At 66.1% G+C, this 21,520-nt stretch carries 17 protein-coding genes; 10 read left to right on the top strand and 7 right to left on the bottom strand.

Features of this window, described 5'->3' with window-relative positions; genetic code table 11:
* The first annotated feature begins 5 nt into the window (after window positions 1-5).
* The 9 genes from fliP (at window position 6) to ACFPN5_RS17790 (ending at window position 13,452) form a co-directional block, all read left to right on the top strand.
* Window positions 6-758, top strand: a complete 753-nt coding sequence (fliP, locus tag ACFPN5_RS17830; RefSeq protein WP_379785123.1) for a flagellar type III secretion system pore protein FliP — start codon at window positions 6-8, stop codon at window positions 756-758.
* A 10-nt stretch (window positions 759-768) separates the two neighbouring features.
* The gene (fliQ, locus tag ACFPN5_RS17825; RefSeq protein WP_379785122.1) at window positions 769-1,038 is read left to right on the top strand and encodes a flagellar biosynthesis protein FliQ; all 270 of its coding nucleotides are present in this window, start codon (window positions 769-771) and stop codon (window positions 1,036-1,038) included.
* A 16-nt stretch (window positions 1,039-1,054) separates the two neighbouring features.
* The gene (gene fliR / locus ACFPN5_RS17820) at window positions 1,055-1,888 is read left to right on the top strand and encodes a flagellar biosynthetic protein FliR (protein ID WP_379785121.1); all 834 of its coding nucleotides are present in this window, start codon (window positions 1,055-1,057) and stop codon (window positions 1,886-1,888) included.
* A gap of 106 nt (window positions 1,889-1,994) precedes the next feature.
* A complete protein-coding gene (locus tag ACFPN5_RS17815; RefSeq protein WP_379785120.1) occupies window positions 1,995-4,379 on the top strand; it encodes a sensor domain-containing protein in 2,385 nt (794 codons plus the stop codon).
* A gap of 234 nt (window positions 4,380-4,613) precedes the next feature.
* Complete coding sequence (locus ACFPN5_RS17810) at window positions 4,614-7,145, top strand: diguanylate cyclase domain-containing protein (RefSeq protein ID WP_379785119.1); 2,532 nt, start codon at window positions 4,614-4,616, stop codon at window positions 7,143-7,145.
* 17 nt (window positions 7,146-7,162) lie between these two features.
* Complete coding sequence (locus tag ACFPN5_RS17805) at window positions 7,163-8,569, top strand: aminotransferase class I/II-fold pyridoxal phosphate-dependent enzyme (RefSeq protein ID WP_379785118.1); 1,407 nt, start codon at window positions 7,163-7,165, stop codon at window positions 8,567-8,569.
* 65 nt (window positions 8,570-8,634) lie between these two features.
* Entirely contained in the window at window positions 8,635-12,525 is a 3,891-nt protein-coding gene (locus tag ACFPN5_RS17800) for an AMP-binding protein (RefSeq protein ID WP_379785117.1), read from the top strand.
* A gap of 73 nt (window positions 12,526-12,598) precedes the next feature.
* Complete coding sequence (locus ACFPN5_RS17795; protein WP_379785116.1) at window positions 12,599-13,168, top strand: hypothetical protein; 570 nt, start codon at window positions 12,599-12,601, stop codon at window positions 13,166-13,168.
* 23 nt (window positions 13,169-13,191) lie between these two features.
* A complete protein-coding gene (locus ACFPN5_RS17790) occupies window positions 13,192-13,452 on the top strand; it encodes a DUF504 domain-containing protein (RefSeq protein ID WP_379785115.1) in 261 nt (86 codons plus the stop codon).
* On the opposite strand, the gene ACFPN5_RS17785 is transcribed toward ACFPN5_RS17790, so the two are convergent.
* The gene (locus ACFPN5_RS17785; protein WP_379785114.1) at window positions 13,389-13,838 is read right to left on the bottom strand and encodes a hypothetical protein; all 450 of its coding nucleotides are present in this window, start codon (window positions 13,836-13,838) and stop codon (window positions 13,389-13,391) included. The two genes, ACFPN5_RS17790 and ACFPN5_RS17785, sit on opposite strands and share 64 nt — an antisense overlap.
* A gap of 77 nt (window positions 13,839-13,915) precedes the next feature.
* On the opposite strand from ACFPN5_RS17785, the gene ACFPN5_RS17780 reads away from it, so the two are divergent.
* The gene (locus ACFPN5_RS17780; RefSeq protein WP_379785113.1) at window positions 13,916-14,293 is read left to right on the top strand and encodes a MerR family transcriptional regulator; all 378 of its coding nucleotides are present in this window, start codon (window positions 13,916-13,918) and stop codon (window positions 14,291-14,293) included.
* Here ACFPN5_RS17780 and ACFPN5_RS17775 read toward each other — a convergent pair.
* The 6 genes from ACFPN5_RS17775 to flgK form a co-directional block, all read right to left on the bottom strand.
* A complete protein-coding gene (locus ACFPN5_RS17775; RefSeq protein WP_379785112.1) occupies window positions 14,265-14,981 on the bottom strand; it encodes a hypothetical protein in 717 nt (238 codons plus the stop codon). The genes ACFPN5_RS17780 and ACFPN5_RS17775 overlap by 29 nt on opposite strands.
* A gap of 122 nt (window positions 14,982-15,103) precedes the next feature.
* Window positions 15,104-16,423: a sensor histidine kinase gene (locus tag ACFPN5_RS17770; RefSeq protein ID WP_379785111.1), complete on the bottom strand. Its 1,320-nt coding sequence runs from the start codon at window positions 16,421-16,423 to the stop codon at window positions 15,104-15,106.
* A complete protein-coding gene (locus ACFPN5_RS17765) occupies window positions 16,420-17,100 on the bottom strand; it encodes a response regulator transcription factor (protein WP_465263178.1) in 681 nt (226 codons plus the stop codon). The genes ACFPN5_RS17770 and ACFPN5_RS17765 overlap by 4 nt, the downstream gene beginning before the upstream one ends.
* Before the next feature lie 7 nt (window positions 17,101-17,107).
* Window positions 17,108-18,160, bottom strand: a complete 1,053-nt coding sequence (locus ACFPN5_RS17760; RefSeq protein WP_379785110.1) for a type 1 glutamine amidotransferase domain-containing protein — start codon at window positions 18,158-18,160, stop codon at window positions 17,108-17,110.
* Window positions 18,161-18,283: 123 nt separating this feature from the next.
* Window positions 18,284-19,507 (bottom strand): flagellar hook-associated protein FlgL, encoded by a 1,224-nt coding sequence (gene flgL / locus ACFPN5_RS17755; protein ID WP_379785109.1) that lies wholly within the window; start codon window positions 19,505-19,507, stop codon window positions 18,284-18,286.
* Between the two features lie 19 nt (window positions 19,508-19,526).
* Complete coding sequence (gene flgK, locus ACFPN5_RS17750) at window positions 19,527-21,479, bottom strand: flagellar hook-associated protein FlgK (protein ID WP_379785108.1); 1,953 nt, start codon at window positions 21,477-21,479, stop codon at window positions 19,527-19,529.
* Between the last annotated feature and the right edge of the window lie 41 nt (window positions 21,480-21,520).

The following is a 21,520-nucleotide window of genomic DNA, read 5'->3' as shown; positions in this document are numbered from 1 at the left end:
AGGTAATGCGGGTACTACAGAACAAGAAGAAACTGCTGCTGGTCGCGGGCTTGATGCTGCTGCCGCTGGCCGTACTGGCCCAGCCGGGCATTCCCGCCCTGACCACCAGCGCCGCGCCCGGCGGCGGCACACAGTACTCGCTGCCGGTGCAGACGCTGCTCCTGATGACGGCGTTTTCCTTCCTGCCGGCCGCGCTCCTGATGATGACCAGCTTCACCCGCATCATCATCGTGCTCTCCCTGCTGCGCCAGGCGATCGGCACCCAGACCGCGCCGCCGAACCAGGTGATGGTCGGCCTGGCCCTGTTCCTGACCCTGTTCGTGATGGGCCCGACCTTCGACAAGATCTACACCGACGCCTACGTGCCGCTGCAGGAAAACCGTATCCAGATGACCGAGGCAATGCAGCGCGGCGCCCAGCCCCTGAAGGATTTCATGGTCAAGCAGACGCGCCAGGCGGATCTCGCCATGTTCGTCAAGATTTCGCGCACCCCCGCCCTGCAGGGACCGGAAGACATCCCGCTGCGCGTCCTGATCCCGGCCTTTGTCACCAGCGAACTGAAAACGGCGTTCCAGATCGGCTTTGCGATCTTCATCCCCTTCCTGATCATCGACATGGTGGTGGCCTCGGTGCTGATGGCGATGGGTATGATGATGATGTCGCCGGCCGTGATTTCGCTGCCGTTCAAGATGATGCTGTTCGTGCTGGTCGACGGCTGGCAACTGCTGCTGGGCTCGCTGTCCCAGAGCTTCAATTAGGGGCAAGGCGATGACTCCCGAAACCGTCATGACGATGGGCCGCACGGCGATGGAAATCACGCTGATGGTGTCGGCGCCGCTGCTGCTGATCGCGCTGATCATCGGCCTGGTGGTCAGCATCTTCCAGGCCGCGACCCAGATCAACGAAGCCACCCTCTCCTTCATCCCGAAACTGATCGGCGTGTTCCTGGCTCTCGCCATTGCCGGGCCATGGATGCTGTCGGTCATGCTCGACTACATGCGCCAGGTGTTTACGGGCATCCCGGGCATGGTCAGTTAAGGCTGCTGCACCGCCGATGCTGACGCTGACTTCAGGCGAAATCAACCTCTGGATCGCCAGCCTCCTGTGGCCGCTGACGCGCATCCTCGGCATGATCGCGTCCGCCCCGCTGTTCGGCCACGCCAGCGTGCCGACCCAGGTGAAAGTCATCCTCGGCGTGCTGCTGGCGATGATCGTCGCGCCGAACCTGCCGCCGATGCCGGCCGTCGAGCCGACCTCGTACGCGGGCCTGTTGATCCTGGTGCAGGAACTGCTGGTCGGCCTGGCGATGGGTTTTTCGATGCGCCTGGTGTTCGCCGCCATCGAATACGCCGGCGAACTGGCCAGCGCGACGATGGGTTTCGGCTTCGCCTCCTTTTTCGACCCGAACACGCAGGGCCGCAGCAACGCGATCAGCCAGTTCATGTCGATGGTGGCGACCATGGCTTTTCTGGCCGTGAACGCGCACCTGGTGCTGGTCGCGGCAGTGACGGAAAGCTTCACCAGCCTGCCGGTGTCGAGCACTCCGCTGTCGCTTGCCGCGCCGCTGGAACTGGCGCGCCTGGGCAGCCGCATTTTCTCGGCCGGGCTGCAGATTTCGCTGCCGATCCTCGCCGCCCTCCTGATCACCAACGTCGCGCTCGGCATCCTGACGCGCGCCGCGCCCCAGCTCAACATCTTCGGTATCGGTTTCCCAATCACCCTCGGCGTCGGCATGCTGACCATCAGCGTCGTCCTGCCCTACCTGAACACGCCGATCCAGAACCTGTTCAATGAAGGCATCGAAGCCGGACGCAGGATTCCGCGCGTGGCGGCAGAGCGCGTGCCAGCCGTGCTGGCGCCGGCGCCACCTGCCCCTGCAACGCAATAACTTCGCCAGACCCCGTTCCATATCCGCAAGCGAAATAGTTCGCTCCTGACCGTTCACAGGACTATCATGCATTCATGCATACCACATGCCAATGCAGGAGGACGCATTGAACTTGTTACCGTTACCACTGGCAGTCTTCGTGGTCGATGCCAGCGGCGCTATTGCTAGCTGGAACAAGGCGTGCGAAAAGCTTGCCGGCCACACGGCGGCCGACATCCGCAGGCGCCGCCTCGAGGAACTCATCGAGTTCGACGATGCGCGCGAGCCGCCGCTGACCATCGCGGCGCGCTCCGAGCTCGATTCCAGTGGCTACCTGCGCTGCGCCGACGGGCGCCGCCTGCCGGTGCGCGTCACGATCGCACCACAATCGCTCGACCCGGAGCAGGCGGGCACCTACAGCGTCATCGTCATTCCGCGCGCCGGGCTGGTCCCGCCGCGCTACGCGCTGATCCAGGACCTGCCGACCGCCGACCTCATCGAAGGGCTGCCCTGCGTGTTCTACGTCATCGACCAGAGCGGGCACCTGCTGCTGTGGAACCACCAGCTCGAGGAAGCGCTGGAAATGACGAGCGAAGAGCTGCCGACGACCAACGTCCAGTACTTTTTCGAGGAAAAAGACCGCGCAGAAATCGTGCAGAAGATCCTCGATGCCTTCGACAAAGGCAGCTCCTCGCATGAAGCGGAAATGATCGGCAAGCTTGGGAAGCGCACGACCCTGCTGTTCCACTGCGCCCGCACCAACCTGGGCGACCTGCCCTGCATCTTCGGTACCGGCCTCGACATCACGGCGCGCAAGCAGACCGAACAGGGCCTGCTGATACGCGAGCGCGCCATCTATTCGAGCGTCAACGCCATCGTGATCACCTGTTGCCAGGACGGGGAACATCCGATCGAATACGTGAACCCGGCCTTCGAGCAGATGACCGGCTACACGCTGGCGGAAATCAAGGGACGCGACCCGCATTTCATGCGCATCGAAGGCTGCGACACGATCGAGCACCAGCGCATCCACGACGCCCTGCAGAACAAGCAAAGCGTGCGATCGATCCTGCGCAACGCCCGCAAGAACGGCGAGGTGTTCTGGAACGACCTGCGGATCGATCCGGTCATCAATGCCGATGGCCATGTCACCCATTTCGTGGGCGTGATCAACGACATCACCGAAGCGCGGCACTATGAACGTCGCCTGCACCACCTGGCCCACCACGACCCGCTGACCGGCCTGGCGAATCGCACCCTGCTCCAGGACCAGTTGAAGTTCGCCATCGATTTCGCGGTGCGCAACGACGCGCTGGGGGCGCTCGCCTTCCTCGATCTCGACAACTTCAAGCACATCAACGACAACTTCGGCCACGATGCCGGCGACGTGGTGCTGCGCGAAATCGCCCACCGCCTGCGTGCGAGCGTGCGCGAGAACGACACGGTCGCCCGCGTCGGCGGCGACGAGTTCGTCCTGGTGATCAATAACCAGGCGGGCGACGAGCAGCTGGCGGACCTGATCGAGCGCATCCGCCTGCGCGTTTCCGCGCCGATCAACGTGGCCGGGCGCGAGATCGTGGCCGGCACCAGCATCGGCGTGAGCCGCTTCCCGCACGACGGCGACACGGTCGACCGCGTGATGCGCGCCGCCGACGCAGCCATGTACCACGCCAAATCGCTGGGCAAGAACAACTGCCAGTTCTACTCGATGGAGCTGAACCAGGTCGTGCACCAGCACCTGTTGCTGGAGGCGAGCCTCTCGCGCGCCATCGGGAACCACGAAATGGTGCTCGGCTACCAGCCCAAGGTCGACCTGCGCACGGGCAAGGTCGTCGGCGCCGAAGCGCTGGTGCGCTGGCACCACCCCATCAACGGCGTGGTGGCCCCGGACCAGTTCATCCCGGTCGCCGAGGAATCGGGCCTGATCGTGCCGCTCGGGGAATGGGTGATCCTCGAAGCCTGCGGCGCCCTGAAGGCGCTCGAGGCGCTCGGCATCGAGGACTTCGTCATTTCGGTCAACCTGTCGGCGCGCCAACTGCGCCAGCGCCAGTTCGCCAGCCAGCTGGCCCGCACGCTGGCGCACGCGGGCGTGAACCCGCGCAACCTCGAGCTCGAAGTCACCGAAAGCCAGCTCATGGATCACCCGGAGGAAGCGATGGAGGCGCTGGCCGAACTGAAGGCGCTCGGGGTGCGCCTGTCGATCGACGACTTCGGCACCGGCTATTCGAGCCTGTCCTACCTGCAGAAATTCCCGGTCGACTTCATCAAGATCGACCGCTCCTTCCTCGGCGACGTTGCCGAACACGGTCATACCGTGATCGCGCGCGCGATCATCGCGCTCGGCCACAACCTGCAGATGAAGGTGATTGCCGAAGGCGTCGAAACACGGGAACAGCTCGCTTTCCTGCGCGAGCACGACTGCGACCAGATGCAGGGCTATTACTTCAGCCCCGCCCTGTCGCAAGCCTCGCTCGAGGAGCTGCTGTGCCGCGATGCGCGGCTGCCGGGCTAGCGATCCGCCGCCCGGCGCCTGCCAAATAAATGCGCATATTGAAACGATAGATTTCATTGCGTTTATAGCAGTGAAATGTCACTTGTTTGCAACTTTTCATGGCGTAAACGGCGGTTTTTTTTATTAGTATGCAACATCCATAAAGCGTCATGCTACGATCCCTGGTTAGTTCCGGGTGGAAATATTTTTCCACTGCAACAGTAACTGTGCGGAACACCCACACCAAGAGACACCATGACGAATATTGGCTCCCGACTGATCAGCCGTTATATTGCTGCGATCCAGTGGTTCATCCCGGCAGAGGCACAGCAGGACGCCGCCACCCTGACGCGGGCACAGAACGTGATCAATGCGGTCGTGATGGCAGCCCTCTCGGGTCCCCTGTATGCCTTCACCTACCATGCGCTGGGATTCACCGCCGCGGCCAAGGTCATCCTGACCTGCTGCACGTTCATGTTCGTCTCGCCCTTCCTGCTGCGTTTCACGAAAAGCATCGTGGTGGCGCGCGAGGTGTTCCTGTGCGCGGTCTTTTTCAATTTCACCTGGCTGACCTACTCGCTCGGCGGCGTGTCGGCCCCGACCGCCGGCTGGCTGATCACGGCGCCGGTGGTCGCGATGTTCCTGGGCGGGGTCGCCACCGCCGTGTTCTGGCTGTGCATGAGCTGCGCGGCCGTGTCCGTCATCTATGTCATGCCGATGTTCGGCATGCCGCTGCCGCCGCACCCGGTCGAGGACATGACGCTGCTGTACCTGCTGTGCGACTTCGGCCTGTACATCGTCATTGTCGTGTTCGTGCTGCTGTTCGAGCTGACCAAGACGCAAGGCTTCATCAAGCTGCAGCAGGCGCTCGACTTCATCAACGAACTGGCGATCCGCGACGAACTGACCGGCAGCCACAACCGCCGGCACCTGATCAAGCTGATCGAGGATGAGCGCGAGCATGCCACCCACAGCAACACGACCTTCAGCCTGTGCCTGCTCGACATCGACTATTTCAAGCGCATCAACGACACCTACGGCCACTCGGCCGGCGACCTGGTGCTGCGCGAGTTTGCGCTGTGCGTCCAGAAGCGCATCCGCGACACCGACTCCTTCGGACGCTACGGTGGCGAAGAATTCCTGCTGATGCTGCCACGTACCAAGCAGGATGAAGCGCATGTGTTCGCCGAACGCGTGCGCCAGCGCGTGCAGCAGCTCGGCTTTGCCAGCGTCTCGCAGGAACTGAACGTCACCGTCTCGATCGGAGTGGCGGAGTTCCGCGGCGGCGAATCGATCGGCCAGACCGTGGCGCGCGCCGACGAAGCCCTGTACCAGGCCAAATCCAGCGGCCGCAACCGCGTGGTCAGTTACGGCCAGACGCTCGAACCGGCGCTGCAGGGCGCCGACGGCCAGCTCGCCGACGCAGGGGCCGCGCCCGACCTGTTCGACATCACCCGGGTCGACGAGCTGACGGGCCTGCTCAGCCGGCGCGTGCTGCGCGACCGCCTCGGCCACGCCATGGCGCGCGCCCTGCGCAACGAGCGCCTGGTCGGGGTGATGCTGCTGAACGTGAACAAGTTCAAGGAAGTCAATGAAGCGTTCGGCTACGAGGCCGGGGACGCGATCCTGGTCCAGACCGCCGAGCACGTGCGCTCCTGCCTGCGCGAATCCGACACCGTCGTGCGCTGGGGCGGGGATGAATTCATCATCCTCCTGGAAGACCTGTGGAACGCGGCCGACACCCAGCAGGTCGCGGAAAAGATCCTCGACCGCTTCGCCTTGCCGCTCTGCGTGGGCGAGCGCGAATGTTTCGTCAGCCTGTCGATCGGCATCGCGATCTTCCCTGCCCCGTCCTGCGACATGGACGCGCTGCTCAAGCGCGCCGACGTGGCCATGACGCGCGCCAAGAACTGGGGCGAAAACAACGTCCAGATTTATGCCACCGATGCCGCCCTGCCGCCGAGCGAACGGCTGACCCTGAAGAATCACCTGCGCGACGCGCTGGCGTCGAACCAGCTGCTGCTCGAGTACCAGCCCCAGATCGACCTGGCGACCGGCCTGACCTCGGGCGTCGAAGCGCTGATCCGGTGGGCCCATCCTCAGTATGGCCGGATCGAACCGGGACGCTTCATCTCGCTGGCCGAGGAGACCGGCCTGATCGTGCCGATCGGCGAATGGGTCCTGCGCACCGCCTGCCTGCAGAACGTGGCGTGGCGCAAGGCCGGGCTGCCGCCGCTCAAGACCGCGGTCAACCTGTCGGTCCGCCAGCTCAAGCATCCGGGCCTGGTCGAGCGCATCCTGGCGATCATCGAGGAGACCGGCATCGACCCGCATTGCCTGGATCTGGAGATTACTGAAGGGATATTGATCGATAACATGTCACTGAACCAGGCAGGGTTGAGTATACTTCGCCGGGCCGGGGTACAGGTGTCGATCGACGATTTCGGAACCGGTTATTCGAGCCTGAGCTACCTGACTGAATTACCTGCCGACATCCTCAAAATGGATCGCAGCTTCGTTGTGCGCCTCGGACAACCCGAGCGCAACGAACGTGCCTATGCCCTGGCCGAGTCGATCATCGACATGGCGCACCGCCTGCAACTGACCGTCATCGCAGAGGCGGTCGAAACCGAAGCACAACTTGCCGACCTGCGGGCAATGGGTTGCGACGCCGCGCAAGGCTATTACTTCAGCCGTCCGGTCGGCCCCGACCAGATTGCCGAACTGCTCAGGCAGCAAATGACAACGCCATCGATCGGCATGCCCCTGGCGGCGTGCCCGGCATGAACCGGAGAGAAGACAACATGACCCAACCCTACCTGGATCCATCCGTTTCTGCCGAGGCACATGATGCCGGCGAATCTGCAGCCCTGAGCCAGGACGAGGCGCTCGAGCGCGAGGTCGACGCCATGCTGGCGGCCGGCGCGCTGTCGGGCACCGCGGCCCAGTTCGCGCAACCGCGCGGCGCCGACATGCTGGCCCGCACCGCCGCCGTCGAAGGCTGGCACAACCAGCGCGCGGCGCACCAGCTGTGGCAGTACAGCCGCTCGCTCGAGGGCGCGCCCTACCCGATCGCCAGCATCCGCGACGAGGCCGGCCAGGGCGCGCGCGGGATCAATTTCGCTTCGCAGGACTACCTGTCGCTGGCCTCGCACCCGGCAGTGGCCGAGGCCGCCGCACGCGCGCTGCGCGACGCCGGCCCGCACAGCGCCGGCTCGGCCGTCCTGCTCGGCAATACCAAACTGTCGCTGGCGCTGGAAGAAGCCATCGCCGGGCTGGTCCAGGCCGAGCACGTGGCCCTGTTCCCGACCGGCTGGGGCGCGGCCTTCGGCGCCATCACGGCGCTGGTACAGGCCACCGACCATATCGTGATCGACCAGTTCGCCCACGCCTCGCTGCGCCAGGGCGCCAGCAGCGCCACCCCGAACGTCGTCATCAACCGCCACCTCGACGTCGCCCACGTCCGACAGCTGCTGGCCGGCATCCGCGCGCGCGATACCGAACACGGCATCCTGGTGGTCACCGAAGGCCTGTTCAGCATGGATTCCGACTCGCCCGACATCGCGGCGCTGCAGGCGAGCTGCCACGAATTCGGCGCCACCCTGCTGGTGGACGTGGCCCACGACCTCGGCGCGCTGGGCGCGAACGGCGGCGGCGCCATCGAAGCGCAAGGCATGCTCGGCAAGATCGACCTGGTGATGGGCGCGTTTTCGAAGACCTTTTCCTCGAACGGCGGTTTCGTCGCAACAAGCTCGCGCTCGGTCAAGCGCCACATCCAGCTCTACGCCGGCCCGCACATGTTCTCCAACGCGCTCTCCCCGGTGCAGTCGGCCGTCATCCTCGAATGCGTGAATATCGTCCGCTCGGATGAAGGCAAGTCATTGCGCTCCGACCTGCTGCGCAATGCGGAAAGCCTGCGCGGCCTGCTGGCGGGCGAAGGCCTGACCTGCATGGGAACGCCGTCGGCGATCGTGCCGGTGCTGATTGGCAGCGAGAAAGTCTCGCGCCTGGTCGGCAAGCTGCTCTTCAACCAGTCGGTATTCGTCAACCAGGTCGAGTTCCCGGGCGTGCCGATCGGCGCCTCGCGCCTGCGCCTGCAGCTGATGGCGAACCACAACATGCAGCAGCTCAAGCGCGCCGCGCCGGTCATCGGCACCGCCGTCACGCGCGCGCGCCAGGCGCTCGCGGCCGGCGAAGCACGCAACAAATAAGCAGAACAAACTAGCAAAACCAACAAGCCAAGCCAACAGGGAATGATTTGAGATTGAATGAGGATATGACCAAGCTGCCAGGCGACACCATCGAACTGCTGACCGACCGGCTGCGCCTGCACGCGCGCACGACGCCCGATCGCCTTGTGTATACCTTCCTGCGCGACGACGGCAAGGTGGACGAGATCACCTTCGGCCAGCTCGAGCGGCGCGCCTCCAGCCTGGCGCGTGCGCTGGCCGAACGCGCCCCGAAGGGGAGCCGCGCGCTGCTGCTGTATCCCGCCGGCCTCGAGTTCATCGTGGTCTACCTGGCCTGCCTGCTGGCCGGAATCATCGCCGTGCCGGCCACGATCCCCCATAAAACCCGCGCCTCGCGCCGCCTGAAGGCCCTGCTCGACGACGCCGACCCGGTCCTGATCCTCACGCGCCTCGACAACGAGACCGCGATCCGGGCCAGCCTGTCGCTGGTCGACGCCGACCACCGCAGCTGCCTGAGCACCGATACGCTCGAACCCGCCGATCCGGACGCGCCGCTGCCCCAGGTCGCGCCCGAGGACCTCGCCTTCCTGCAGTACACCTCGGGTTCGACCGCGCTGCCGAAAGGCGTCGAGATCACCCATCGCAACATCGCCAGCAACGTCGCTTCGATCCGCGCCGGCTTCGGCTTCACGCCGGAGACCGTGATGGTCAGCTGGCTGCCGCTGTTCCACGACATGGGCCTGATCGGCAGCGTGGTGTCGCCGCTGCACGTCGGTTTCCACTGCGTGCTGATGGCGCCCGCCAACTTCCTCAAAACGCCGCGGATGTGGCTGGAAGCGATCTCGCGCTACCGCGGCACCTGCGCCGGCGCCCCGAACTTCGGCTGGGATTACTGCGCCAAGCGGATCGGCGAGGACGCCAAGACCGGGCTCGACCTGTCCAGCCTGGCGGTTGCCTACAACGGCTCGGAACCGGTGCGCGCCGCCACCTTGCGCAGCTTCGTTGCCGCGTTTGGCGCCTGCGGCATGCGTGACACGGCGATGTTCCCCTGCTACGGCATGGCCGAGACGACCCTGTTCGTCAGCGGCGGGCCGATCGAGAGCGCGCCCGTGGTGCGTACCGTCAGCAAGTCCCTGTTGGAAGGCAACCAGATCCGCGACGCCGCCCCCGGCGACGAGGATGCGCGCGACATCGTCAGCTCGGGCCACATCGGCCTGGACACGCGCGTCGCCATCGTCGACCCGGAAACCCATTTGCAGGTATCGAACTGGCGCGTCGGCGAAGTCTGGGTCAGCAGCCCGAGCGTGGCGCGCGGCTACTGGATGAAGCCTGCCGAGACCGAAGCGGCCTTCGGCGCGATGCTGGCCTGCGGCGAAGGCCCCTTCCTGCGCACGGGCGACCTCGGCTTCATGCGCGACGGCGAGCTGTTCATCACCGGCCGCCTGAAAGACCTGATCATCATCAGCGGGCGCAACGTCTACCCGCAAGACATCGAAGAAGTCATCGAGCGCGCCATCGACTTCATCGAACCGAACATGTGCGCCGCGTTTTCGGTCGAGGTCGAGGGCCAGGAGCGCCTGGCGATCGTCGCCGAAGCCAACCGCAGCCTGGTGCGCGCCGCGCAGCAGGCCAAGGAGGCCAACCGGCCGGAAGAGCACGACGCCTACCTGGCGAAAATCGACGCCAGCGCGCGCGAGATCACCCGCGTGATCGCCCAGCAGTTCGACGTGGCGGTGTCCTCGATCGTGTTCGTTCGCCCCGGCAGCTTCCCGCGCACGACCAGCGGCAAGGTCCAGCGCTCGCGCTGCAAGGAGCTGGCGCTGCAGGGCCAGCTCGAACTCGTGTACGTGATGCCTGGCAGTATCTTCGACCGGCGCAGCATGTCGGCCAAGGAAAAGCCGGTTGTGGCTACCCCTGCGTCTGCGCAGCCGGCAGCGCCTGCGGCCGCCCCCGAGGCGATCCAGGCCAGCGCTGCCGACGCTGCTGCCAATGCCGCCGCCAGCCGCGTCCGCGCCGACGCCATGATCGCCTGGTTCCGCCAGTATGCCGAGCGACGCATCAATTCGCGCCTGATCGACGAGCGCCGCACCATCCCGCCCTACATCGTGCTCGACCTCGGCAACCAGGGCTTCTTCGGCCTGCAGGTGCCGCGCGAGTTCGGTGGCATGGCCCTCGCGACAGGCGACCTGCTGCGCGTGATGGAGCAGCTGGCGGCAGTCGACCTGACGATCGCCACGCTGGTCGGCGTGCACAACGGCTTGGGCGTGCGTCCCCTGCTGGGCTTCGCCCCTGCCGCCATGCAGCAGCGCCTGCTCCCCGGCCTGGCAGCCGGCCGCCAGCTGGCCTCCTTCGCCCTGACCGAACCGGCCGCCGGCTCGAATCCCGTCGCGCTGCGCGCCACCGCGACGCGGGTTGCGGGCGGATGGCGCCTGAATGGCGAAAAGCAGTGGATTGGCCTGGCCTCCTGGGCCGGCCTGACGACGGTGTTCGCCAAGGCGGTCGACGAGGCGGGCACCCCGCTCGGCATCGGCGCATTCACGGTCGAAGCCGACAATGCCGGCCTGGTCCAGGGTCCGGAGTCGCTGACGATGGGCATGCGCGGCATGGTCCAGAACACGATCTTTTTCGAGAACGCGTTTGTCCCGGACGATGCGATGCTGCTGGCCCCGGGTGCGGGTATGGAAGTTGCGCGCGACGCCATGCTGTTTTCCCGGCTGGGCATCGGCGGCATCTGCGTCGGCGCCATGAAACGCTGCGCCCAGCTGATGGCGCGCTATGCATCGCGGCGCGAGATCGCCAGCGGCCTGCTCGCGGCAAATGCGGTGAGCATCGTGCGCCTGCAGGACCTGGCTTCGAACATCTTCGCCGTCGAGGCGCTGGTGTATGCGATCGCAGCCCGCGTCGACGGCGGCGCGACCGTGCCGGCCGAGGCCTACCTTGCCTGCAAGACGAGCGCCACCGAGTCGCTGGGCGATGCGGCCGATGCCCTGGTGCAGATGCTCGGCGGGCGCGGCTATATCGAATCGAACGGCGCGCCGCAGATGTTGCGCGACGCCCGCGTCCTGCGCATCCTGGAAGGGCCGACCGAGACCCTGTACGCCCACCTGGGCGCATCGATGGCCCAAACGGAAGGCGCCGTGCACCTGTTCCTGGCCGAGACCCTGGGACGTCCCGCCCTGGCGGCCGAGCTGGGCACACTGGTTGCGCGCCTGCGCGCGGCCAGGGATGGCTCGCGTCTCTTCGGCTCGCAGGCGGCGCTGAACGGGTGGCTGGACTACCGCATCGGCGAACTGGTCGCACGCGCATGCCTGCTGGGTGCGGCGGAGCAGCGCCAGCAGAATGGGCAGGGCGAGCCGCAACTGGCGAGCGACGCCGTCGTCTGGGCACGCCGGCGCTTCAGCGCACTGGGACATGAACTGATCGCCGAGATGGCCGCCAACCGCCCGCACAGCAGCAGCGATGCACTGGCCGCGTTGGTCAAGAGCTTTGCGGCGCAGATCGGCGACATCGACCAGCAACTGCCGGGCGAAAGCCAGGGAGCGGACGCCCTGCTGCGGCGCGATGCGGATACCCCGGGCTGGGTGCCGGCTGCGCGGCAGCAAGGGGTGCCGGCTGCGCGGCAGCAAGGGGTGCCGGCTGCGCCCCTCGCGCTTGTCGCTGCGGTCCCCAGTTCGACTGCAGGTTCGACCGCAGGTTCGGCTACAGGTTCGGCCACTACGCAGGCCATCGTCCACGAGTGCATCATGAACTGGCTGCGCTCGGAGCCGCTGCGCCAGGGCGTCGAATTCGATGCCGACACGCCTTTTACCGATCTCGGCATGGACTCGCTGGCCACGGCATCGATCTCGGCCGACCTCGAGGAACGAGTCGGCATGACGATTTTGCCCGAGCTGCTGTTCGACTACGGCAGCGTGTCGAAGCTGGCGGCGCACATCGACAGCCGGGCAACGCCCAAGAGCGTCGGAGCGGTCGGATGAACCGCATGTTGTTCACCATTCATCCTGAGAAACCGCTACCATGATTGCTACCGATCGTCCTGCCCCGGGACCCATGAATCAAATCGACCGCATCATTCCCGCCGCCCTGCGCGCTGTTCCCCGTGACTGGCAGGCCGCCCGCCACCTGGCCTTGCTGGCCGGCCTGACCGCGGCCAGCGCTCCCCTGCTGGCCATGCTGTACCACGTGCTCGGCTTCGACGCCGCCGGCATGGTCGTGTTCACGGGGGCCACCGTGATGATGGTCGCGCCGTTCACGCTCAACGCCGGCTTCAGCCTGGCGTCGGCGCGCAACCTGTTCATCGCGGCCCTGTACGCCCTGAAGGTATGGCTCGCGCTGAACCTCGGCGGCATCGGCGCGCCGACCGTGTCCTGGTTCGTCCTGTGTCCGATGATCGCCCTGCTGCTGGGCGGCACGCGTGCCGGACTGCTCTGGGCCGGGATCGTCGTCGCCACCCTGTCCGCGCTCTTCATTGCCGAACACAGCGGCGTCGCGATGCAGGCCTTCCCCGTATCCGACCCCGCCCTGCTCGACCTGGTCAGCAACATCGGCCTGGTGGTGCTGGCCTCGGTCATCGTGGTACTGGCCTCCAACAGCGCCGGCGTCGAGCGCCGCGCGAAGTAGGCAAGCGCACACGCTGACCGGCCATGACACCGATTCACGAGCTGCTGAACCGGATCGTCTGGGACCTGGAATTCGGTAACGCCCATTTCGTCATCGGCTATTACGACCGGGTATTCGACCGCGTCGTGCGCGTCACGTTCGAGCGGGTCAACCTGGAACGCGGCCAGCATTTCTCGTTCGAGGTCGTCGGCAACGATGGCGTGGCGCGCATGGTGCCGTTTCACCGGGTGCGCGAAGTGGCGCGCAACGGGGAAATCATCTGGCGCCGCGAAGCGCCCGCCTGACTGCGAACCGGCCACCACTGCACCACGCCCCAGGCCGCCTCCGGCACCAGGAGCAGCCACAGCACGGGAGCCCCACCCTGCGCCAGCGTCCACGCCATCCAGGCGGAAAACAGGAAACGCGCCATGCCGTCGTAACGCCCCAGCTCCAGGCTCGGGCGCCGCAGGCGCAAGCTGGACCACACCACCACGACGCTGCCGAGCAGGCCCGCGATGAACATGTGGAAGGACGCAAACGGCGGCAATGGCGCCCCGCCCAGCGCCACGTTCAGGCCGGACATCAGCTGGTGCGCCAGCGCCTGGGTCCAGGGCATGGCGAGCGCGGCGGTGAAGACGAGGTCGTACAGCGCACTGGCACGCACGATGTTGCGGTAGGTCGACAGCTGCATGTTTGCCTCCGGAGGTGGGAAGCACCCATCATCAACCCTGGAGTACACTCGAGGGTCAAGCGATTTCTGGAGGAATCATGCGCATCGGAGAGCTGGCCGCTGCCACTGGCTTGAGCCGGGACGCATTGCGTTTCTACGAGGAGCGCGGCCTGCTGGCCGCGCAGCGGCGCGCGAACGGCTACCGCGATTACCCGCCGGAGGCGGTCGAATGGCTGTGCTACCTGCGGACGGCCCAGTCGCTGGGCTTCACGCTGGCCGAGATTGAAGCGGGCATGCCGCAACTGGCCGAGCCCGGCCAGGCGGGCACTGAACTACGCGCTGCCCTGGCGCGCAAACTGAGCGACATCGACGCCCGGATTGCCGGGCTGGCCGAGCTGCGCGCCGCGCTTGCCGCCAGGCTCGACGACCTGGGGGACGGCTGCCCGCTTACAGGCGGAAGCCCAGCTTCACGCTAACGGTCTGGTTGCCGGCGGTGCGGTCGACTTCGGCAGCCATGTTGGCGATGCCCAGGTTCAGGTTGAAGCCCGCGAACACCTTGTTGCCGTTCGGGGTTTCCTTCTTGAGGTTGCCGACGTTCGGAGTCAGCGAGCCCCACACCTTGCCGATGCCGGCGTACGGCGTGATCATCAAGAAGCCTTTCGACACCGTCAGCTCGACGCTGCGGGTGTCGAGATCAAACTGGTCGACGCCGGACAGTCTGGTCGCCGCGGCGCGGATCGCCACCGCCGGCGTTGCGATGCCGCCCGGCACCAGCGCATACTTGATTTCGCCGCCGATCAGTTTGATATCCGAATCAGGCACGGCGGTCAGGCTGGCGCCGATATCGATACCGAACGGCAGGCCCTTCTGGGCGCGCAGGGTCGGCATGTAGACGGTCGCGTGCTCGAAGCCGGCCTTTTCCCATACGGCGGCATTGTCCAGGCGGGTGGCGCTGACGGCCGCGCCGATGTCGAAGCCAATAATGCCCAGCGGCTCGGCCGGGGCAATGCCCTTGTAGCTGGCCACGGCCGTGAAGTCCTTGGCGAAGCTCGCCAGTTCGGTTTGGGTCAGCGACTGCAGGCGGTCGAAATCATCTGCAAAAGCGGCTGCCGGGAAGCTGAAGGCGCAGGCGGCGGTGAGCGCCAGGGTATGGATGTGTTTCATGAGAGTCCTGTAGAGAAGCGGAAGCGCGCGCTAAGGTAGGTCGGAAAGCAAGTCCGGGAGCGGACTATCCGCGCAAATATTGCAGGCCAGCATTTTAACCGCTTTGCCGCCCGAGGACCGGATTATTCGAGGCCGGCGACCGCCCACGAAAGGCGGGCACGGGTGCCGCCGCCGGGGGCGCTGTCGATCGCGATGCCGATTCCGACGCGCTCGCCCAGCCGGCGCGCAATCGACAGGCCCAGGCCAAAACCGGCGCTGGCTTCGCCCTTCGCGCCCGGCTCGAACAGGCGCGCGCGCAGGGCGGGCGCGATCCCGGGCCCGCTATCGGCCACGACCAGGCTGGCGCCGTCCACATAAATCCGTATCTCGCCCCGCTGCGTGTGGCCAAATGCGTTGCTGACCAGGTTCGAGAGCAGGATCGTCAGCGCCGCGCGGTGGCTCTCGATGACCGTGCCAAGCGACACCTCGACGCTGACCTCGACCGGTTTCCCGTCCAGCAGGTGCGCGAACTGCACCACCGTGTCTTCGACCAGCGGTAGCAGAGCCACCGGCTCTGCGGCCACCGGCCCGGCGGCCGCCCTGGCCAAGGGCCTGGCCGATGAGGCATCGAGGTCCTCGCGCGCCAGCGCCAGCAGGGTCGCGACGGTCTGCGCCATCTGCGCCGCAGCGCTGCGCACGCGCTGCAACTGGCCGGCGGCCTGCGCCGGCATGGGCTGCTGCGCCAGCAACTGCGCCGCGCCCTCGATCACCGCCAGCGGCGTGCGCAGTTCATGGCTCGCATCGCGCGTGAACTGCTGCTCGCGTTCGATGAAATCGACGATGCGCGCCATCGCCTCGTCGAGTGTACGCGCCAGCGCACCGATCTCGTTATCCGGGAAGTCCTGCGCGAAGCGCTGCGGCAGCTGTCCCGGCGCCGTGTTCGAGACCAGCAGCGCGAGCCGCGTCAACGGCTCTGTCGCGCGTCGCGCCAGCCAGTAGCCGATCGCCAGCGTGATGGCCAGGATCGCCAGGGTCGCCACCGCGAGAAAGCCGAGGATGAAGGGCATGCGCGGCCGCACCACCAGGTCGCGGCTCACTTCCGCCACCAGGTAAGCCGGCGCCAGGCCGAGGCTTAACTTGCGCACGTGGTAGTGCCGCCCCTGCTCGCCGAAGAATTCGCCACCTCGTGCCCGGCCCCCGAGCTGGCGCGCCAGGTCCGCCGGAAACGTGGCCGGACCACGATGCAGGCTGACGTTTTCGCGCAGCGGCGTGGCCAGGCGACCAGCGGCCCGCCAGCTGCGCTCCTGGTGCGCAGCCTCCTGCCGCAGCATCTGGCCGAAAAAATCGTCCTCGACCGAGTACACGAACAGCACGCTGAACCCGCTGAAACAGGCGGCCGTGGCCAGCGCAAACAGCGCGAACGCCGCCACCATCCTGCTGCGCAGGGAATGCCCTGTTTTCATGCGCTTGCGTCGAGCTTGAACCCGACCCCGTGCACGGTCAGCAGCATCGCGGCACCAAAAGGCTTGTCGAGGCTTTGGCGCAGCTGGTAGAGATGCGTGCGCAGGGCGTCCGAATCGGGCGGCGCGTCATGCCACAGCTTCTGCGTCAGCTCCGAGCGCGTCAGCACGCGCGGATGCGCCTCGGCCAGGGCCAGCAGGATCTGGTAGCCGACCGGATGGACCCGCACCGCCCGCCCCTCGCGCGTGACCGCCTGCGTCTGGCGGTCGATGCGCAGGCTGCCGATGGCCAGCAGGTGCTCCTGGTGCAGTGTATGCCTGCGCGCCAGCACCTTGCAGCGCGCGAGCAGTTCTTCCAGCGCGAACGGCTTGAGGAGATAATCGTCGGCGCCGCTGTCGAAGCCGCTGAGCTTGTCCTGCAGGGCATCGCGCGCGGTCAGCATCAAGACCGGCATGCGCCGCGCCAGCCGGGCGCGCAGGCGCCTGCAGACTTCCAGGCCGTCGATGCCGGGCAGGCCCAGGTCGAGGATCATCAGGTCGTAATGGTTTTCCAGGGCGAGCTCCAGCCCCAGCTCGCCATTGCCGGCGAAATCGGCCGTGTGGCCGTGCAGCTCCAGGCCATCCGCGAGGTTTTTCGCGAGCAGCGCGTGGTCCTCGACCACCAGAATATGCAGGGGCATCCGTTTATTATCCTTTGGCGAGGCGCTGGAGCTGGACTGCATCGGCCGCGCGCCACTGCATGGCGGCCACTACCGAATGCATCAGCACCAGCATCTTATCAAACCGCGGCAGCACGGCCTGGCGGGCGCGGGCAGCCTCAAGGCCATCACGATAATAGGTGGCCAGCAGTTCGACACTGGCTTCTTCGGCGGTGCGTTCGCGCGCCACCGGCCGGTGTCCCAGCGCGCTGACCATCGCTTCGGCTACCGACCACGTGGACCAGGCATTTTGCCCCGTCACCAGGCGGCCGTCGACGACCGTATTGTCGATGTACTTGGGCCCGGTGACGAAGCGCGCACCCTCCAGCACGGCCCGTTCCTCGAGCAGGAAACCGAAGCGGGTGCGCGCGTCCTTCATCAGGAACAGCTCCTCTTCATTTGTAAAAGCGGTCATGCGGCGGCCGGCGACGAAGGGTTTGCCGTCGCCCAGCTTCAGGCCCAGCAGGGCCGCCGGTCCGTGGCAGACCGCGCCGACCACGCCGCGCGCGGCGATCTCGCCCACGATGCGGGCCACCTCCGGATTGCCGGGCAGGTCGTGCATCGCGCCCTTCCCACCGACGAAATACACGGCCGCGTACCGGCTTGCATCGACATCGGCCAGCGGCATCGAAGCGGCGACTTTTTTCTGCGCCGCGGCGTCGTTCAGGAAGGCATAGTCGGCCGTGCCCATGTCGTCCAGGTCGATCCGCTCGGGCGGCTTGCCGCCCCTGGGCGAGGCGATATCGACCTCGTAGCCGTTGGCCTGGAACACGTAATAAGCACGGGCCAGTTCGGTGAGTTCATAGCCGGCCTTGTTCATGGCAGGCCCGCCGCGTTCGGTACTGCTGACAACAGCCAGGATGCGGCCGCGCTGTTGCGTCACCGTGTTTTTCAGCCAGGCCAGGTCGGCGACGGTGGCTTGCGGATTTGCTTTTGGCAGCTTGTCGAGGCCGAGGCTGCGATACCAGCCATAGCCGCCGGCGGCCAGCAGGAACAGGATCGCGGCCAGCCAGGCTGCTGCGCGTAACAGGGTTTTGTTCATTCACCACCTCCATTGTTGTCGAATGGAGTACAGGATGGCGTGGGTAATGTGAAACAGACGTGAAAGACCGCGACAGCGGCCTTTCAGGGATGGAAGCGGAACGGCGAGCCGGCCAGCGCCGGATTATCCGATGTAATTGAACAGCGACAGCCCCGACATCGTCTTGAACGATTTCTGCGCCGCTTCCAGCGTCGTTTGCTGGGTAGCGTATTGCGAGATCGCCTTCACGATATCGAGGTCCTGCAATTTGGACAGCGTGGCCGAGTACTGGATGCCGAGGTCCGAGCCGGAGTCCTCCAGGTAGTCGAGTTCTTTCATGCGCGAGCCGACCGAGGCGCGCACGGTCAGGATGTTGTCGAGCGAGGACTTCAGGCCTTCGCTGGCGGTATTGAGCTTGTTCGACAGCGTCGCCCGGCCGGCGGCGTCGTCGGTGTAATTGCGCAGTGCATCGACCAGGTTGGTCATCGTGGTGAAGACCGATTCCTTTTCGCTCGGCTTGACCTCGAACTTGTCGCCCTGCGCCGGCTGGCCGGTGATCACGAAGGAGGCGCCGTCGAAGGCGATCTGCTTGCCGCTCTCGTAGGGCTGGTCGGTCAGGACGGCGCTCGCCGGCGAGGTGCTGGCATCGACGACGCTGTAGGTGGTCACGGCTGGGGTGCCGGCGACCTTGAATTCGAGCGTGTAGTTGTGGCCGGTCAGCTTGGTGGCGTCGGCGACCGAACCGCTGGAGGCGACCGCCGCGCCCCCGTTGCCGTCCACCATGACCGTCTGGAAGCTGCCGTTGCCGGTTCGGTTGTTCTCGAAGATCGCGCTGCCCGAATCGCTGATCGCGATCGCGCGCGAGGAGCCGACCTGGAGTTTGCGCTGGCCCTGGTCGCCCTGGTAGGCCGCACCGCTGTCGGTCTGGACGAAGGGGATCGTGGCGCCGCGGTAGCCCGAGAACAGGTAGCCGCCGGTACCGTCGGACGTGTTGGCCACCCCGAGCAGGTCGTGCATGCGCGCTTCGATTTCGGTGGCGATCATGTTGCGGTCGGCTTTCGAGAGCGCGCCGTTGCCAGCCTGCACCACCAGCGTCTGCACGTCCATCAGCAGGTTGCCGCCGTCGCTGAGCGCGCCCTCGACCAGCGCCAGCGAACTGTTCGCGTTGGCACGGTTGGTGGCGTACTGGGTGTTGAGCGCTTGCGACTGGGTAACTTCCAGGGCGCGTGCCGAGGCGATCGGGTCGTCGGCGGCCGTCAGCATGCGCCTGTTCGTCGCCAGCTGGGTCTGGGTGCGCGCCATGTTCGACTGCAGCGTGTTGAGCTGGGTGGTGGCGTTCTCGTAGATGCTCTTGGTGCTGATGCGCATGTTTTACTCCCAGTTCTGCTTAGCGGCCGATCGACAACAGGGTGTCGAACAGGGTGTTGGCAATCTGCATGATCTTGCCCGAGGCCTGGTAGGCCTGCTGGTACTTCAGCAGGTTGGTCGCCTCCTCGTCCAGGTTCACACCCGACACGTCGTTCGCCGCGCCCTGCACCTGCTTGAGCAGCGCGTCGCCGGCGCTGGCGTTGACCTGCACTTCGCGCGTCTTGTTGCCGACCGCGCTGACCGTCTGGGCGAAGGCCGACTGGTAGGTGGCGCTGCCGCCGTTGAAGATGTTCTTCGTTTGCAGGGCGCCGAGCGCCTGGATATTGCGTGTGTCGGCGGTGCCGGCGACGTTGGCGTTGATGCCGAAGGTGTCGCCATTGGCCGGCGTGCCCGACATCGTCACGTTCACGCCGGCAAAGCTGTAGCTGGCGCCGGACTTGAACGGCGCCGAACCCGTGTGGGTGGTGGTGGCGCCGTTGAAGGTCATCGACACCGTGGCACCCGCGGGGAAGCCGGTCAGCTGGCCGCTGGCGGCATCAAAGCCGAGCGTGACCGGCAGGCTTGGGGACGCCGTGAAGTAATCCGCGCTGACGCTGCCGGCACTGATCTGGCCATTGCCCCTGTTCGCGATCGGTGCGCTGGTCGCAATCGGGGTGCCGGCGGCGATCTCGTTCACGTCCGAGATGGCCAGCTGGAAGTTGGCGGCGCCGTCGACGGTCGGGCGCACCAGGTAATTGTCGCCGGACGCGGCAGTGCCCGAAATGGTAAAGGCGACGCCGTCGATCGAGCGGGTGGTGCCGGCCGGGTCGTAGGGTTCGATCTTGGTGCGCGTCTTGTCAGACAGGCGCGTAACGAAGAAATTGCTGCCGTCCGACTCGACCTTGTAGTCGCTGTCGGTCAGCAGGGTCGGATCGGTAATCACGGCGCCGACTTTTCCTGTGCTGGTGACGGCATTGTCGGCGGCCGCCTTGACCGAGACCGGGGCCTGCACGAAGAAATCCTTGCCCTGGCGGGCGGCGCCGTCGATGCCGAGCTTGTGCTGGGCATTGAAGGTGAAGGCCATGCCGACGGCGAGGCGTCCGATCGCGTTCTGCACGCGGTCGAGCGAGCCGCTGCGGAACTCCAGGACGCCGCCCAGCTCGCCGCCCACCAGCGCGCTTTCCGGCAGCTGGGTGACCTTGTCGCCGGTCTGGTAGCCGACCGTCAAACGCGTCAGGTCGGTCGGCGACTTCATCGTCGCCAGCTGGAAGGCCTGCTGGCCCACGACCAGCGGCTGGCCGTTACCGATCGACACGTTCAGCGCATTGTTGCCGCCGGGCGTGACGTTCGCCTTGACGTGCTTGTTCAGCTCCATGACGAGCTGGTCGCGCTGGTCGAGCAGGTCGTTCGGCTTCCTGCCTTCGATCGAGCCATACGAGCCGATCTTGGCGTTGATCTCGGCGATCTGCCTGGCGTAGGTGTTGATCAGGTTGACGCTGGTCTCGATCTGGGTGTTGACGCCCGCGCCGATCTCTTCCAGGCGCGCGTCGATCTGCTGGAAACTGCCGGCCAGCGTTTCGCTTGCCGACAGCAGTGCCTGGCGCGACGGGATCGAGGCGCCGTTGCCGGTCACGTCCTGCACCGCCGAGAAGAAGCCCTGGATCGCCGGCGACAGGCCGGAGGTGGTGTCGGCCAGCAGGTTGTCGATCTGGCTGACCTGGGCGTAATAGGCATCGAGCGAAGCCGTGGACGCGGTGGCGCTGCGCACCTGGTTGTTCAGGAACTCGTCACTGTAGCGCTTGATCTCGGCGATCTTGGTGCCGGTGCCGACGAAACCATAGCCGCGCTCCATGGTCGTCGCCGTGGCCTGCACGACGCCCTGGCGGCTGTAGCCTTCCACGTTGGCGTTGGTGATGTTATGGCCGGTCGTGGTCAGCGCGGTTTGTGCCGCGAACAGGCCGCTCTTACCGATGCTGAGGAGGTTTCCGGACATGTTTTCCTTTTATTCGCTATGTTCTTCTACGGCAGCGCACG

Source organism: Massilia niabensis, assembly GCF_042655085.1.
GTDB lineage: Bacteria > Pseudomonadota > Gammaproteobacteria > Burkholderiales > Burkholderiaceae_D > Telluria > Telluria niabensis.
The sequence above is the reverse complement of the archived record's forward strand: the minus strand, read 5'-3'. Positions and strand labels throughout refer to the sequence as shown.